Origin of the sequence: Pseudofrankia coriaricola, assembly GCF_032027725.1 — a bacterium.
Taxonomy (GTDB): domain Bacteria; phylum Actinomycetota; class Actinomycetes; order Frankiales; family Frankiaceae; genus Pseudofrankia.
The window spans coordinates 24,655-40,952 of sequence record NZ_JASNFO010000008.1 but is presented as its reverse complement, the minus strand read 5'-3'; the positions used below and the strand labels follow the sequence as shown (position 1 = coordinate 40,952).

Below are 16,298 nucleotides of genomic sequence, written 5' to 3'. Positions count from 1 at the left end.
GTCCACGCCCCGGCAGCGCCCGGCGGTGCGTGGGACTCATCCGTCACCGCTGGGCACATCAGACCCCACCCTGTCAGCCGGAGGTGCCGTCGGCGCAGACTCGTTTGCGCACCAGCTGGAAGGCCGCGCCGCCGGGAGCCACCTGGACGAACGAGTAGCAGGAGAGTGGTTTGCCCGAGTAGTCGCGTAGATCGACGGGTTCAATGAGTCCGTCCGCGTCATAGGAGGAGACGCTGCGCAGGGCCTTGATGAAGCTGTCGCGGGTGGGGCAGGGCCCGGCCAGGTAGAGTCCGCGCAGGAACAGATCAGTGTTGATGTAGGTGAACATCGCGAACTGCTGGTCGGCGTCCCGCGCCTCCGGAGCGTAGCGGTCCATGGCGCTGTGGTATCTCTCGATTGCTGGGCCGCCCGCTTCGAACGGACGGAAGAAGACCGGCATCGACACGCCGGCGAGCGCCTGGCCATCCGCTGCCAGCACGCTATGGTCGTAGCCCGCGAGCACGACGCTGACCGCGAGGTGCGCACCCGCCGCGCGCGTTGCCTGTACGACCTGGCCAAAACCTTCCGGAGCGATGATACCCAGCAACGCATCAGCGCCGAATGCCATGATCTTGCTGGCCAGCTGGGCGGGACTGCCGCTAGCGACCGCATAGGGAAAAACCTCGACCGCGCTGACCCCCGCGGCCCGCAGGCCCTGTTCATACAACGTCACGTTCGCGGCGGAGTCGGCCGACTGACCTGCGGTGATAATAGCAACCTTGGTGCCGTGGGCTTCCCGGATGTAACGCCCGACAACTGCCTGTGAGGCGGAGTAGATGAAGGAGAACATGTTCTCGCGCCCAGCCCAGGCAGGATCGACCGCGAGTCCGGCAACGGGAATTCCCTGTTGCGCCAGACTGTCCAGCGAGCCGCCGAGGGAGGCACTGGCCGCTACCAGGCCGAAGACATGCTCCTGTTGAACGAGCTCTTCGGTCGCGCGTGCGGTGACGGATGAAGTGTTCTCGTCGTCTCGCCACTGGTAGGTGATCCGTCGGCCGTGCATGCCGCCCTGCTCGTTCGCGAGGCCGATCCTGGCATCGATGCCGGCGCGAGCCGCGGACAGCGCGGAACTCGACGCACCTGACGCGGGATAGATGAACCCGAGCGTCACCTGGCTCGGGGTGACTCCAGGCGAGTCGCAGGCCGCATTCGTGCCGCTTCCGCCGCTTGAAGATGCGCAGCTGGCAGCCGTGGCGACCAGGGTCGCCATCGCTAACCCTAAAGATACGAGTCGTGTGCGCGATAACATATGATTCCTTCATACCGGCTCCCACCCGTCTCACCCCGCCTTCGTACGAGGTGAACGGGTAGGCGCCGAATCGGCGCCACGCGATGAGCGCGGCCCAGGAGCAGCAGGACGACGTTGAGCTGGATCATCTGACACATCGTTCGGCCGTGTTTGGTCGCCTGCGGGCGGGCCCCGGTCCCCCACCACCCACCGCCGCGCACGCGAGCGCGGGCCGGATCTGCCCACCACCCTCGCCGAGTACCTCCCGCTTGCGTCAGCCTGCTGCTCGCCGGGACGTGTCAGTCGGCGTGCAGCGCGGCGCGTACATCGGCCGCCGGTGACCGGCCGAGCACGGGTGTTTCGACGGTCACGTCGTGGATTGCCCCCCGCCATGGGAAGGGCGGGACGTAGTCGTCGCACACGGGGAACCCTCGGTCATGGCCCAGGCAGAGGTGCGCGCCGCCATGCTGCATGACAAAGGGCACGCCAACGGTCATCGTGGCCGATCCGAGTGTTTCCCCGTCGCAGGCGAGTGTGAGTTCCCCGCCCGGACCATCGGGGCTGAAGGTGACGGACAGGCAGTGCCGTCCGGGGGAAAGGGGGGTGGAGGCCTTCACGGTGACCGGGTCCCCCGCGGGGCAGAGGGTGAACCGGAGCAGGCCGTCGACGGCGTACAGCGCATAGCCTCCGTTCCAGTCGCCCAGTGCCAGCAGGACGCCCTGGGCCCCTTCGGGTGCCACCTCAGCTTCGACCGACATCCGGAACCCGAAGGAGAGGTTCGGGATACTCTCGTCGAAGATCGGTGAGCCTCCCGGCCGGAACACGGCCTTGTTCCCCGGCGAATAGTCGGCCGGGACGATGGCGCCGATCCGGTCGGTCAGGCCCTCGGACATCGGCATGACGTTGTTACGGCCGGCCTCGATCAGCCACACCTCCTGCAGCCTGCGCACCGTCTCAGGGTGGACCGCGGCGACGTCCGCCGCCTCGGAGAAGTCCTGCTCCAGGTCGAACAGGGCCCAGTGGTCCGCGGCGAAGTCGCGGCTGCCGGTCATGAGCTCTTCTTCGTCGACGACGCCGCGTGCCACGTGGTCGGTGGTCGCCTTCCACCGGCCGTTCACGATCGAGCGGGACCCGAGCATCTCGAAGTACTGGGTCTGGCGCGCGGCCGGCGCGGTGGCGTCCTCGAAGCTCGCAGTGAAGCTGGCGCCGTCCATCGGCTGTTGGGTGACGCCGTCCACCGCATCAGGGGCCTCGACGCCACAGACGTCAAGGACCGTTGGAAGGACATCGACGGCGTGGCAGAACTGGCCACGGATCTCGCCTCGGGAGCGGATGCCGGCGGGCCAGTGGACCACGAGTGGGACCCGCGTCCCGCCGAGCCAGGTGTAGCGCTTCCACAGCCGCAGGGGTGTGTTGCCGGCCCACGCCCACCCCCACGAGTAGTGGCTGTAGGACCGGAAGCCTCCCCAGTCCTCCAGGCTGGCGAGGTTTCCCTCGACCGTCTCCCGGACGCGGTTGGAGAAACGGTGCTCGTTGACGGTGCCGTGCTGCCCGCCCTCGGCACTCGCGCCGTTGTCGGACATCAGCAGGATCAGCGTGTTGTCCAGGACACCGAGGCGCTCAAGGGCGTCACACAGGCGGCCGATCTGGGCGTCCGTGTGGCTGAGGAAACCGGCGTAGACCTCATGGGGCCGCGCGTGCATCCGCCGGGCGTCGGGCGTCAGCTCATCCCAGCCCGCCACCCACGGCGGCCGCTCGGTGAGAACGGTGCCGGCGGGCACGATCCCGGCGTCGATCTGCCGGGCGAAGACCTCCTCGCGCCACCGGTCCCAGCCATGGTCGAACTGGCCCTGGTAGGGGGCCACCCACTCCGGCGCGACCTGGTGCGGCGCATGCATCGCGCCCAGGGAGAAGTAGAGCAAGAACGGCTTTCCCGGCGCCGCGTGCTGCTGGTCGGTGACCATCCGGATCGCCGTGTCGGCGAGATCCTCGGAAAGGTGATAGCCGTCCTCGGGCCGCCGGGGCGGGTCGATGTACTGGTTGTCGGACACGAGGTTCGGCGTCCACTGGTTGGTGTCGCCCTGCAGGAATCCGTAGTAGCGCTCAAAGCCCATGCCGAGCGGCCAGCGGTCGAAGGGGCCGGCCGGCGAGCGCTCTCCGCGCGGCAGGACGTGCCACTTGCCGACGGCGAACGTGTTGTAGCCGGCGTCGCGCAGCAGGCGTGGCAGTGCGGCCGCGGACTTGGGGATCCGGCCGGTATACCCGGGGAACGCCAGCGGGACGTCCACGAGGAAGCCCATGCCGACGGCGTGGTGGTTGCGGCCGGTCAGGAGGCTCGCTCTCGTCGGTGAACAGAGCGACGTCACGTGGAACCGGTTGTAGCGGAGCCCGCCGGCCGCCAGCCGGTCGATGTTGGGGGTGCGGATGTCCGATCCGTAGCAGCCGAGCTGGGCGAAGCCCATGTCGTCGAACAGGATGACGACGACGTTGGGAGCGCCAGCGGCGGGCTTCGGCGCCCGCGGATAGCTGGGGACGCTCTCGGCAACCGTCATACCGAGCTGCGGGCGGGTCTCGACGGGCACAGGTTCTCCTTCGGAGCCGGTGGTCAGCGTCTCCTGGTCAGGTGCGCGGTCCAGAGGTCCGGCACGGGAATCGCACAGCTGGTGGAGATGTCAGGCGTCGGCCACGCCCGTGTCGGTCGACGGCCCGACCCGGGCCGGCGCCGCTTCACCCACCAGCGGTCAGGGCCGCCGGCACGCGGGCGGAAGCCTGCCTGTGTGACAGCGTGTCTGTGCGGTCAGGCGGTGGTGTCAGGTCGGTCTCCGAGCGTCAGGACGCTCTCACCGGCCAGCCGTGGCCCGTCGCTGTGGAGATGGCAGTAGGTGGTAACGCCGTCCTCGGTTGTCGTGGCGGGCGGATCGGTCTGGGCGCACACGGGCATCGCCCAGGGGCAGCGGGTCCGGAACCGGCATCCGGACGGCGGGTTGGACGGGGACGGGATGTCGCCCTGCAACACGATGCGCGGTCGTGATCGTTGTCGGGCGGGGTCCGGGATAGGAACGGCCGAGAGCAGGGCCGCGGTGTAGGGGTGGCGAGGTCGTTCATAGACCGCCGAGACCGGCCCCGACTCGACCACTCGACCCAGATACAGCACCGCGACGTCGTGGCTGAGGCGACGCACGACGGACAGGTCATGCGAGATGAACAGGTACGCCAGGCCTGTCTGCGCCTGCAGGCTGTGCAGCAGGCTGACGATCTGGGCCTGGGTGGACACGTCGAGTGAGCTGACCGGCTCGTCGAGAGCGACCAGCGACGGGGCGGCCGCGAGTGCCCTCGCGATGGCGGCCCGCTGCAGCTGGCCGCCGGACAGTTCCCGTGGGTGGCGGCTCAGGAGGGACGGGGACAGTCCCACCTGCGCCATCAGCTCGGCGGCGGCCGCGAGCCGCTCGGCGCCGCGCTCCGCACGGCCCCGCAGCGCCTCGGAAAGGCTGTCGGCCAGCGACGCGAGCGGGTCGAACGAGGAGTAGGGATCCTGGAACACCATCTGGGTCTGCCGGCGCAGCGCGCGCAGTTCCCGGCCGTGCACCGCCGTGACGTCGTGGCCGTTCAGCAACACGCGACCGGACGTGGGCTCAAGCAGGCGCAGGAGCACCCGAGCCGCTGTGGACTTGCCGGACCCGGACTCGCCGACCAGGCCCAGCGTCCGAGCGGGCATGATCGACAGGCTGACGCCGTCCACCGCGCGCACGGTCGCCGTGCGCCCAGGCCATCCTCGGCGGGTGTAGTGCACCTGTGCGTCGATGATCTCGGCCGCCGGCGGCGCGGCGTACGCGGGAGCGTTCATGCGACACCACGCAGCGTCAGTTCGGCCGCCCGGTGACAGCGCTCGTACCGGCCAGATTCCCTGACCAGCGGCGGGTCCACGGTCCGGCAGAGGTCGATCGCGTACTGGCACCGTGGATGAAAATGGCAACCCGCCGGCCGCCGGCCGAGAGCGGGCACGCTCCCGGTGATGGCCGCGGACTCGCCGATAGCGTCCTGCGCCGACCGGGAGGCGCGCAGCAGCCCCTCGGTGTAGGGATGGCGGGGACGCGCGAACAGATCGTCGATCGGCGCCTCCTCCACGATCTGGCCGGCGTACATGACGGCGACGCGGTCGCACAGGTCCGCGACGACCCCGAGGTCATGGGTGACGAACAGGACCGCCATCCGTTCCCGCCGCAGGCGGCGCAGGAGTTCCAGGATCTGCGCCTGCACGGTGACGTCGAGGCCTGTGGTGGGCTCGTCAGCGATCAGCAGACGGGGCCCGCACACCAGTGCCATCGCGATCATCACGCGCTGGCGCATGCCGCCCGACAGTTCGTGGGGATAACAGCGCATGCGGGCCGCCGGGTCGGCGATGCCGACCTCGACGAGCATCTGGACCGCCCGTTCCCGTGCCGTCCGCCGGGCGACACGTTCATGCAGCCGCACGGCCTCGGCGATCTGCTCGCCCACGCGAATGGAGGGATTCAGGCTGGACATCGGGTCCTGGAACACCATCCCGATGTCACGCCCCCGGATTCGACGCAGTTCGCCAAGATCCATCGACAGCAGGTCCTGGCCCGCGAAGGTGACCTGCCCGGCGGCGACCGCGGCGGGCGGTGAGGCCAGCAGGCGCATGATCGCCATGGACGTCAGCGACTTCCCCGAACCCGACTCGCCGACCAGCGCGACGATCTCGCCTTCGCCGATCCGGAGCGAAACGTCCTCGACGGCGGGCACCGGGCCTGCGCTCGTGTCCAGAACGACGCGCAGCCCCTCGACGGACAGCAGTGTGTCCCGGGACGTGTCCCCGTCCGGGGACCGCGGGGCAGGCGGCGCCGTCACGGGCCCGCGGTCGACGCGGGTGAGACCACGCGAGAGTCTCGATTTGCCCCAGCGCCGACGACGTCCGTTCGAGGGCCGCCCCACCCCGAGCGCCGCGGCAAGCCCGTCGCCGAGTGTGTTGAACGCCAGCACACCTGCCGCGATCGCGGCACCCGGGACGACGAGGCTCCAGGCGTGGGTGAACAGACCGGTGCTGTACGCCTGCTGCAGCATCGATCCCCAGCTCGGTGACGGCGGCTGGGCGCCGAGGCCGACGAAGCTCAGCGCCGCCTCGGCCAGCAGGGCACCGCCCAGGGTCAGCGACGCCTGAACGATGATCGTCGAGACGACGTTCGGGAACACCCGCCGGGCGACGATCAGCACTGGCGGGGTGCCCAGGGACCGGGACGCCTCGACGAACGTCTCCTCCTTGACGGCGAGGGTCTGGCCCCGGATCAGGCGGGTGAACGCCGGCATGAACACGATCGCCAGGGCAAGGGAGGCGTTGTTCGCCCCGGGTCCGAGCGCGGCGACGACGGCCAGCGCCAGGACCAGCGGCGGGACGCTCATACCGCCGTCCACGAACCGCATGACGATGTTGTCCGCCTGCCCGCCGCGATATCCGGCGAACAGGCCCACGGGTATCGCCAGGACGAGCGCGAGCGCGACCGACTCGAAACTCACCTGGAGGCTCGACCTGGCTCCGTACACGAGCCGGGAGAACACGTCGCGCCCCAGGTCGTCGGTGCCGAGCCAGTGGGAGGCCGATGGACCGCCGAAGCTGTGGAGCAGGTCCTGGGCGGCCGGCGCGTGCAGCGTCACCCAGGGCGCGAGGATCGCGGCCAGAACGAGCAGGAGAAGCCAGCCCGCCGCCACGACCGCGCCCCGCTGCCGCGCAAGCCGCCGCCAGGTGCTGGCGGAGGCGGGACTCGCTTCCTCGTCCGCTCCTTGTCCGGGCTGTACTAAGGCGGCCGTCGCCTGGCCCTCGTCGACTGGTGCCTCGTCGACTGGTGCCTCGCCGACCGGGGCCTCGCCGATCAGGACCTCGTCGACCGAGGCCACATCGTCTCCGGCCCGAGGCGCCGTCACCTCTCTCATGCCACCCTCACCTTGGGATTGAGGTACCCGTAGCTGAGGTCGACGAGGAGGCTCATGGCCATCTGGAAGACGACGAACACCAGCGTGACGCCCTGGACGACGGGCAGGTCGTGACCGGTGATCCCCTGCAGCATGTAGGTTCCGAGCCCTGGGATGGAGAAGATCTGTTCGATGATCACCGCGCCACCCAGCATGAAGCCGATCTGGACACCGAGGACCGTCACCGCCGGGATCGCCGCGTTCTTGAGCGCGTGCCGGACTACGACACGGGTCGTGCCGGCGCCCTTCGCCCAGGCGGTCCGTACGTAGTGGGATTCCAGGACCTCGGCCAGCGAGCGCCGCAACTGCCGGGCGACGCCCGCCGCCGGCGCGAGTCCCAGTGCCACCGCCGGCAGGGTGACCGTCTGCACCCAGCCGGTGAACGATGACGAGATCGGGGTGAACCCCGTCGGCGGGAAGACCTGGAAACGGACCGCCAGCAGGGATACCAGGATGACCCCCAGCCAGAAGTTCGGGACCGCGAGCCCGAGGCTCGAGGTCACGCGCGCCGACGCGTCCGCCGTGCCCCCCGGCCGCAGGCCTGAGACGGCCCCGAGCGGCACACCGATGACCACGGCCACCAGCGTGGCGGCGATCACCAGGCTCAGGGTGACCGGCAGCCGCGCGGCGATCTCGTGGGCGACCGGTATGCCGCTGAACAGCGACCTGCCGAGGTCGAGCCGGGCAATCCCCGCCAGCCAGTGCCAGTACTGCACCAGCAGCGGGTCGTCGAGACGGAGCTGTGCACGGACGTTCGCGATCGTCTCGGGTGTCGCGCTGGCGCCGCCGGCAAGGGTGACCGCCGGGTCTCCCGGCACCAGCGCGACCAGAAGGAACACACCGAACGAGACCACAAACAGCATCGGTAACAGAACCAGCAGCCGGCGCAGCACTAATCGAATCACGTGCCCCTCAGCCTCCTCGTCATCACTGGCGGCCTACACGGACGGTGTGATAATCGGGCACGGGCACCAAATAGGACGTGACGAGGTTGAGGTCGGCCAGGCTCGGGCTGACCGCGGCGGCCGTGGGAAGGAAGTCAAGCCAGATCGCCAGGGCATCTCGGGAGATGATGCTCTGCGCGTCGGCCCAGAGGCTGGCCGCGGCCGGGCTGTTCGGCGCGATGCCCTGCAACTGGGTCGAGATCTTGGTGAGTTCGGGGTTCTCGTAGCCACAGAGGTCGCCGACATTCCCGGGGGTGAGGGTCTTGAACTTGTCCACACCGGTCCCGATGGCGGGGACGATCGAGGTCTGGCCGAGATGGTTGATGTAGAGGTCACTGACGAAGTTCGACGACTGCTTGATCGTGACGTTGACGCCGATGGCCTTCCACGCCGACTGGATGATCTGCGCCGTCTGGCTCGCGACGGGAGAGCTGGGCAGGAGGACGAGGGTGAGGTCGAAGCCACTCGGGTAGCCAGCCTGGGCCAGGAGCTGCTTCGCCTTTGCCACGTCGAAGGCGTATTTCGCGGGAAGACTCTTCGGGTAGAAGACGCTGTCCTTCGGCCAGAAGGAGACAGCCGGCTCGCCGGCGCCCTGCAGCACCGCCTGGTTGATCGCATCCCGGTCCACGGCGTAGCTGAGCGCCTGCCGGACCAGCGGCTTGTCCAGGGGCGGCTCGGACTTGCACAACGGCATCCACAGGAGCGAGGTGTCGGTGGTGTGGGTGACCAGGCGCAGCGAGGAGTCCGAGCGGATCGCCGGGATGTCGGCCGGCTGGACGAGGCTGAAGTTCACCTGGCCCGACTTGATCGCGTTCACCTGTTGAGGCCCGGCGCTGACACTGACGATGTCGATCTCGGCGAGGTGGATGTCCTTCGCGCCCCAGTACCGCGGGTTCTTCTTAAGCACCATCCGCTGCTGCGGCACGTACTGGGCGAGCATGAAGGGCCCCGCCCCGACCGGTGACCGGGCCAGATCGGCGCTGGCGGGACTGACGAAGGTCTCCGGCCCGGCGAGCAACGCATAGAACGCGCCCGCGTTCGGCTTGGACAGGTGGATGGTCAGTGACGTGGGCGAGGCCACGTCGATCGTGGAAACGTTCTGGAGGACCGCGCTGAGTTGTCCGTGCTGCGGCTCGGCCTTGTTGCGGAGGATGGACGCCTTGACCGCGTTCGCGTCCAGCGTCGTGCCGTCGGAGAACACCAGCCCAGAGCGCAGTGTGACAGTCACAGTGGACGGGTCGGAGATCGTGGCACTCGTCGCCAGCCCAGGGACGAGCGCGCCGGACGTGTCGTAGTGCAGCAGCGAGTCATAGATAGGCAGCTGCCACGCCACCTGCGCGCCCGCCGCCGTGCCCCCGGCGGGATCGAACGTGACCGGGGTGGCGGTACCGCTCAGGTCGAAGGCCATCCGCAGAACGCCGTTGTCGGTGTTCGCGCCCGGGGCTCCCGCCGGGCCACCGCCGGATCCACCGCAGGCGACGACCGCGAGGAGTGAGACGGCAGCCGCGACGGCGCCGCCTAAGACCCCGCGCCGGCTCCTGCGCCCCATCATGCCGCGGCCTGGAAAAAGGGGCGATCGCCAGCAATCTCGACCCGGCGCACGACGCGAACCTGGGGAAAGTGGTCGGCGGCGCTGCGGTGGTTCGTGCTGCGCTCGTCCCAGATCGCCAGGTCACCGGGCTGCCAGCGCCAGCGGCACTGGAAACGGGGATCCTCGATGTGCCGGGCCAGCAGGTCGAGCAGCGCTCGGCTCTCGTGCTCACGCATCCCCTCGATGCGCCGCATGAACCGACCGCCCAGGAAAAGCGCGCGCCGACCGGTCTCGGGATGGGTCCGCACCAACGGGTGCCTGACCGGCGGATAGGCCTCCCGCAGCCGCGCCACGAGCACTTCGAGATCGGAGGTGACGCCCTTCCTGCGCATACCCTCGATGAAGCTCTGACAGTCATGCACCACGTCCAGGCCAGCAAGCAGACGCTGCATGGTCGGTGACAGCGCGTCGTAGGCAGCGGTCATCGAGGCCCACAGGGTGTCGCCACCACGCTCGGGCACAACTTCCGCGTGCAGCAACGCGTACTTCGGTGGCTCCGCCGCCCAGGTGACGTCGGTGTGCCAGTAGTCGGCCTCGGGCGGGCTGTCAGGCCCATCGCTGATCACCTGGAGGGTCGGCTCCGTCGCCCCTCGCAGCCGGGACAGGGGGAAGATGCTGACCTCGCCGAAGCTCTCGGCGACCTTCAGGTGCTCCTCGGGCCCCAGCCGAGCCCCGCGGAAGAAGATGACCTCGTAGCGGTGCAGCTGGTCGCGAACCTCGGCGATCTGGCCACGGCCCAAGGAACGAATCTCGACGCCACGGATCTCGGCGCCCAGCGCGCCTGACACAGGCAGAACATCCACATCGGCCTCCTTCGTTCTGGGCTCTGAGAGTCTCCTCCGACGTTCCATTCGTCCAATAGAAGTTGTCGCCCGGGTTCATGCACGATATAGATAGATCGTGGAGTTGCATCAGTTACGGTGTGTCATCGCGATCGCCGAGCACGGAACTTTCACCGACGCCGCCAGCGCGCTGCACCTGAGCCAGCCGGCCCTCTCACATGCCGTCGCGCGCCTCGAGAAGGAACTGGGCTCTCGGCTCTTCCATCGCAACTCGACCGGCGCCCGCCTGACGGCCGCAGGCGAGGCCCTCCTCACGCCAGCGCGCCGAGCGCTCGCCGAAGTGAACAGCGCCCAGACGGCGGTCCAGGCGGTGGCGGGCCTGCTCAGCGGCCAGCTCAGTGTCATGGGAGTCCGGACAGCCGCGGTCGAGACCGCCGATCTCGTCGTCCGGTTCCACCGGCGTCACCCCGGCGTCCGACTGCTGGTCGAGCAGCCAACTGACGACCGAACCGTCGTCGAGGCCGTCCGCAACGCCCGCTGCGACATCGGAGTCATCCACGGCACCGAGGTACCCCCCGATCTGCCACACGTCCCGGCCGGCACCCAGGAACTGCTCGCGCTCTTCCCCGAAGGCACTGCGCCACCCGGCGAATCGGTCACAGTGCGCTACCTCGCCGAGGTGCCGCTCATCGTTCCCTTGTCCGGGACCTCCACCCGCACGAGGCATGACGCGTTCTTCCGGAACCTCGCCCGGCGGCCAACCATCGCCGCGGAATGCTCGGACCACAGCACCGCGATCGAGCTGGTCCGCGGCGGCCTCGGCGCCACGCTCATCTCGGGATCACGCCATGCCCGCATCAGCACCGACGGCGTCGTCGCCCGCCGGGTCCGCCCCGACCTCAGTCCCGACCTCGCCGCGATCCGCAGGCCACACGGCTCCCCCGCCGCCGAGGCGTTCCTTCGCATGCTGACGACCTGACAACCTCGAGTCGCGGCCGAGGTCGCCACGCCGCCCTCGGCCAGACGGTCGAGACCCGGGCCGGCAGCCGAAGTACGCGGTGAACCGGTGCCCGAGCCAGGCCGACGCGAACACGCCCGCCGGTCCGGTCCCTGGTGGATCGCGCTCGGGTGGCGCCGACTAGGAACGATGTGGTTGGTCCTGGTCGAAGTGGACGGTCAGGTCGGGGTCGTATACGACCGGCCTGCCTGTCTGTTCGCGCTTCGCTGTGTACATCGCCAGGTCGGCCTGATGGAGCAGGGTGTCGGGGTTTGCTCGCCGCGCGGTGCAGTCAAGGGAGACAAGACCGAAGCTGGCGCGCGGGATGTAGGTCTGGCCCGCCAGTTGACAAGGCGCCTGAACCGCGGTCGCGAGCCGCTCGGCGACCTGGATTGGCCTGTCTGGGCCAGCGTCGGCAAGGATGACGGCAAACTCGTCGCCACCAAGGCGGGCGACCGTGTCGGTGGCGCGAGTTCCGGCCCGCAGCCGCGCCGCACTGATCTTGAGGAGTTCGTCGCCGACAGCGTGCCCGAACGCGTCGTTGACCCGCTTGAACTGGTCCAGGTCAACGAACAGAAGGGAGACGACGGCCTCTCGGCCAGTGGGTGCGCCGTCAATACTCGGATCGGCGCCGGGGTCGACCATTCGCTGCAGGCGCTGGCTGAACAATGCCCGGTTCGCCAAACCGGTCAGTGGGTCATGAAACGCCTGATAGTGCAGCTGCCTCTCGCGCTCCCTCACCTCGGTGAGCAGGTGGGTGTTCTCGGCGAGGGTGATCATCTGACGCGCGAGCGCCAAGACCAGCAACGACACCGTGCCATATGCCTCGACCCAGTCGAACGGTGCACCCGCCGCCAGCCTGCCGAGAATCAGTAGGCCGGCCATGCCGAGCAAGGCATACGGCAGGGCGGCATGCGCCCACGTCGCCCGCGGGCCGGGCGGGGCCGAACCGTCCAGGTCCACTCGGGCGCGGGCCGGCACCAACGCGGCGAGAGCGATCAGCAGAAAGGAGACGACGTACGAGATCAGGCTCCACGCGGGAAGGTCGTAGTGGCCCTGAGCCACGCGATAGGTCACGACGCCGTTCGTAAGGGCGTAGACCAGCAGGCCGCTGCCTAGCAACGCCAACGTCGCCGGGGACCGCGGCCGGCGGAAGGTCGCGATCAACAGGACAGCCGCCGCGAGGATCAGCGCAGTTACCTGGTGCGCGAGGGCGAGCAAGAGCAGCGAAGGTTCGGGCGCGCTCGCCCGGACGACCACCTCCAGCCCCGTCCCCCATTCCAACAGAAAGACCGAACCGACGATCAGCACGCTGTCCAGCACGATGATCGCATGCCAACGAGTCGTGCCACCCCTCCGCCCACGCTCGCCCCGGGCCTGGACTGGGTAGGTGGGCAGGCATAACAGCCCAACCAGAGCCAGCCCGTAGATGGGAAACAGGGCCAGATACTCCGACGTCGAATGGGAAGCGACCGAGCCATCGTTCAGCAACGTCACCACGGCGACGAGGGCGCTCCCCGCCACGCCAGCCGCAAACACGCCGACGAGCACCCGCCATCGCCGGTCACCGGCCGCTGCGTGCCGAGCGCTCCAGAAGCACGCCACCGCGGCGGCAACCTGAGAGGCGAGCGCGGCAACCGCCGTCGCGATCAGGACAGAATCCGGGCCCAGCAGTGCCATGAGCACGGCTGCCAGCCCGACGAGCAGCATGCCACCCACCACCGCGCCCCGGAACAACCCCGGCCCGTGGGACCAACCGGCCGAACGTCGAAGGCCTGGCACTGCGCCCCCGACAACGCGGAGCCTCGCCACCACTCCCCCCAACCAGCCCATCGTAACTGCCTGGATGCATACCGCGACAGCTCGACCGCGCCATGGCCAACCGAGGCGCTGCGCCGCCATCTGTTGGATTTCCCGGCTCCCGTCCGCCGAACCGACGGCGACCTCTCCGCGCGGACGGCGTACGGCTCTCCCGCTGGCACGCTGGATCCGATCGGCCCGCAGAATACCGTCCACGATGGTGCGTTTCTCCAACTCCAACAGGTGCATGATGATCGCCGAGAGGTCGGCCGGCACCGCCGGATTCACCACCGACGGCGCCGCCGGCACCCGCGCGAGATGGCCGTGAATGATCTGCAACGGGTCGCCGACGCCGAACGGCGGCGCGCCGGTCGCCAGCTCGTACAGCGTCGCCCCGACCGCGTACAGGTCGGCCCGGGCATCGACCTGGCGACCGGTCCGACCGGTCTGCTCCGGCGCCAGGTACGGCAACGTCCCGACGATCTCGCTGTGGTGCACGAACCCCGGCTGGACCACCGCGAAGGTCGTCGCCAGCGCGAAATCAATCAGGCAGGGCGCGCCGCGCTGCCCGATCACGATGGCGGATCATGGCTCGGTGCCGTGCGCTGGAATCCCATCTGCCACCTCACACCGCCCTACACACAGCCCACCTCCCCAGCCTTCCCACGATCACGACGGCGCAACAGGGCGACCGGGCACGGACTCAGACCGCGACGAGGCGGATGCGACGGCGATCAACCCTTGCGGGGACTCACCGTCCGAGCAGCGGGGCACGCCGGATCGCTTCCGCGAGGCCGTGCCCGCGCCGTGCCACGCCATCCGGATGACGAGCGGCCCCTAGGTGTCCCGGTCCGGAGATCTGCGATCTCCCGCCGCCGGTCGGCGGCGAGGGTGGGACTAGGAGGGTGGGACTAGTTAGTGCGCTGCCCTGCGGCGGAGCCCGTCGGCGATCGTTTCGACGTAGGTGGCGAGAAGGGCGTCCAGTTCGTCGGCGTCGGGCCGCAGCTTGTCGGCCCGCCAGGCCAGTGCGAGAAGTCCGTTCATCGTGGCCCACAGGACGGTCGAGACGCGATCCGGGTCGAGGTCGGGGCGGCTCGTCCCCGTGGCGATGCCGTCGCGCAGCACGTCCGTGAGCTTGGCGTTCTGCTCCTCGATGAGTGAAGCGATGCGGTCGAGTGTCTCCGGCTCGTCCGGCGGGTCGACCAGGATGCGGAACTCGTGGGGACGTTCCCGAGCGAACCGGACGTAGGCGGCCGCGGCGCGCAGAAGTCGCTCCTCGACGGTGCCCTCGGCCTCGTAGGCGGCGTCCATGTAGGCACGGTTCTCCTCCATGGCCATCTCCGCTACCGCGGTGAGAAGCGCGGATCGACCGCCGACGCGGTTGTAGATGGTCTGCACGGCCACGTCGGCCCGCTCGGCCACCGCCTCGAGGGTCACGGCGTCCGCTCCCTCACTCGCGATGATCTCGCGGGCGGCCTCGACCACCGCCTGGCGGGTCGCGGCCGCCCGCCGCTGGGCGCGGGTCCCTGTCACAGCCGTCACGCCCCGAGTGTAACCCGTTCTACAGATCGAACCTGTTCCAACGTTGGAAGGCGTTCCATATAGTCGACTCCGTGAACAGAGCTGACGTGACCTTCCCCTCCGGTGACGGCACCTGCGGCGCCTGGCTCTACCGGCCCGACACCGGCGCACCTGGACCGATCATCGTGATGGCACACGGCCTCGGCGGCATCAAGGAGATGCGCCTGGACGCCTACGCCGAGAGGTTCATGGGCGCGGGATACGCCTGCCTCGTCTTCGACTACCGCCACTTCGGCGCGAGCAGCGGCGAGCCGCGACAACTGATCGACGTCGACCGGCAGCTCGAGGACTGGGCATCGGCGGTCGCCCACGCACGCACACTCGACCTGGCGGATCCCGACCACGTAGCGCTCTGGGGAACCTCCTTCGGCGGCGGGCACGTCATCCTCACCGCCAGCTCGAGGGATGACCCCGACCACCCGAAAGAAGGACCATGCCTCGCTACGACCTCGCCGGACGCACGGTCGCCATCACCGGCTCCACCGGTGGCCTCGGCACCGCCCTCGCCGACGCCCTGCGCGCCCGCGGCGCCAATCTCGCCCTGCTCGACATCGGCCAGGATGCCGTACGCCAACAGGCGGACGCGCTGGGAGGCGACACGGTCGCGCGAGGGTGGGCTGCCGATGTCCGTGACTTCGACGGCCTTCGGCACGCCATGACCGAGGCTACCGAGCACTTCGGACGCCTCGACGTCGTCGTCGCCAACGCCGGCATCGGCACCATGGCACCGCTGGCGACGCTCGACCCCGCCGCCTTCGAGCGGGTCATCGACATCAACCTCACCGGCGTGTGGCGCACATTCCGCGCCGGCCTGCCCTTTGTGCAGGAGCGCGGCGGCTACCTCCTGGCGATCTCATCCATGGCCGCCTTCGTCCACTCCCCCCTCCAGGGCCCCTACACCGCCAGCAAGGCCGGGGTCTGGGCCCTGTGCGACTCCACCAGGCTTGAACTGCGCCACCTCGGCGTCGGCGTCGGCAGCGCCCATCCCACCTTCTTCCGCACCCCGCTCATGGACCAGGTCAAGGCCGACCCCGCCGGCGAAATTCTCGGGGGAGGCAATGAGAAATTCCTATGGAAGACCATCCCGCTCGACCAGGTCGTCGACGACATCGTCAACGGCGTCGAACGCCGCGCCCACGTCATCGTCAGTCCGCGGAAGAACGCCCTGGTGGCCCGCGCCCCCGGCGTCTTCCGCCCCGTGATTGACCGCATTGGCTTCCACGGGTCCACCGTCCCCGACGCCATCGCCCACGCGTCGAGCACCGGCTGGAACTGAGCGCGTCGTCCGTCATCGCCGAACATGCCGTCAACCCTCGCTGGTCAGATCGCCCCACTCTATTCAGATCGCCCC

At 69.3% G+C, this 16,298-nt stretch carries 11 protein-coding genes and 1 pseudogene; 3 read left to right on the top strand and 9 right to left on the bottom strand.

The annotated features are described in order from the left end of the window. Nucleotides 1-73: 73 nt before the first annotated feature. The 7 genes from QOZ89_RS06665 to QOZ89_RS06635 form a co-directional block, all read right to left on the bottom strand. Nucleotides 74-1,249: an ABC transporter substrate-binding protein gene (locus QOZ89_RS06665; RefSeq protein ID WP_241841446.1), complete on the bottom strand. Its 1,176-nt coding sequence runs from the start codon at nucleotides 1,247-1,249 to the stop codon at nucleotides 74-76. 317 nt (nucleotides 1,250-1,566) lie between these two features. Next, the gene (locus tag QOZ89_RS06660) at nucleotides 1,567-3,849 is read right to left on the bottom strand and encodes an arylsulfatase (RefSeq protein WP_312623309.1); all 2,283 of its coding nucleotides are present in this window, start codon (nucleotides 3,847-3,849) and stop codon (nucleotides 1,567-1,569) included. Nucleotides 3,850-4,064: 215 nt separating this feature from the next. Beyond that, complete coding sequence (locus QOZ89_RS06655; protein WP_071046478.1) at nucleotides 4,065-5,111, bottom strand: oligopeptide/dipeptide ABC transporter ATP-binding protein; 1,047 nt, start codon at nucleotides 5,109-5,111, stop codon at nucleotides 4,065-4,067. After that, on the bottom strand, nucleotides 5,108-7,213 hold the full coding sequence (locus QOZ89_RS06650; RefSeq protein WP_312623308.1) for a dipeptide/oligopeptide/nickel ABC transporter permease/ATP-binding protein: 2,106 nt from the start codon (nucleotides 7,211-7,213) through the stop codon (nucleotides 5,108-5,110). Before QOZ89_RS06650 ends, QOZ89_RS06655 begins: the two co-directional genes overlap by 4 nt. Then, nucleotides 7,210-8,157 (bottom strand): ABC transporter permease, encoded by a 948-nt coding sequence (locus QOZ89_RS06645; protein ID WP_312623306.1) that lies wholly within the window; start codon nucleotides 8,155-8,157, stop codon nucleotides 7,210-7,212. The genes QOZ89_RS06650 and QOZ89_RS06645 overlap by 4 nt, the downstream gene beginning before the upstream one ends. Before the next feature lie 22 nt (nucleotides 8,158-8,179). After that, nucleotides 8,180-9,748 carry an ABC transporter substrate-binding protein gene (locus tag QOZ89_RS06640; protein WP_083418044.1) on the bottom strand — a complete coding sequence of 523 codons (1,569 nt, stop codon included), beginning with the start codon at nucleotides 9,746-9,748 and terminating at the stop codon, nucleotides 8,180-8,182. After that, entirely contained in the window at nucleotides 9,745-10,590 is an 846-nt protein-coding gene (locus tag QOZ89_RS06635) for a TauD/TfdA dioxygenase family protein (RefSeq protein ID WP_198543035.1), read from the bottom strand. The genes QOZ89_RS06640 and QOZ89_RS06635 overlap by 4 nt, the downstream gene beginning before the upstream one ends. A 97-nt stretch (nucleotides 10,591-10,687) precedes the next feature. Here QOZ89_RS06635 and QOZ89_RS06630 point away from each other — a divergent pair, with 97 nt between their 5' ends. Next, entirely contained in the window at nucleotides 10,688-11,548 is an 861-nt protein-coding gene (locus QOZ89_RS06630) for a LysR family transcriptional regulator (RefSeq protein WP_071046470.1), read from the top strand. A 159-nt stretch (nucleotides 11,549-11,707) separates the two neighbouring features. Here QOZ89_RS06630 and QOZ89_RS06625 read toward each other — a convergent pair whose 3' ends face one another. Next, on the bottom strand, nucleotides 11,708-13,942 hold the full coding sequence (locus QOZ89_RS06625) for a diguanylate cyclase domain-containing protein (protein WP_083418043.1): 2,235 nt from the start codon (nucleotides 13,940-13,942) through the stop codon (nucleotides 11,708-11,710). A 339-nt stretch (nucleotides 13,943-14,281) separates the two neighbouring features. After that, nucleotides 14,282-14,908 carry a TetR/AcrR family transcriptional regulator gene (locus tag QOZ89_RS06620; protein ID WP_312623305.1) on the bottom strand — a complete coding sequence of 209 codons (627 nt, stop codon included), beginning with the start codon at nucleotides 14,906-14,908 and terminating at the stop codon, nucleotides 14,282-14,284. A gap of 71 nt (nucleotides 14,909-14,979) precedes the next feature. On the opposite strand from QOZ89_RS06620, the pseudogene QOZ89_RS06615 reads away from it, so the two are divergent. Further along, a pseudogene (locus QOZ89_RS06615) lies at nucleotides 14,980-15,351 on the top strand (alpha/beta hydrolase); the annotation flags it as partial. A gap of 29 nt (nucleotides 15,352-15,380) precedes the next feature. Then, nucleotides 15,381-16,223 carry an SDR family NAD(P)-dependent oxidoreductase gene (locus QOZ89_RS06610; RefSeq protein WP_312623304.1) on the top strand — a complete coding sequence of 281 codons (843 nt, stop codon included), beginning with the start codon at nucleotides 15,381-15,383 and terminating at the stop codon, nucleotides 16,221-16,223. The last annotated feature ends 75 nt before the right edge of the window (nucleotides 16,224-16,298 follow it).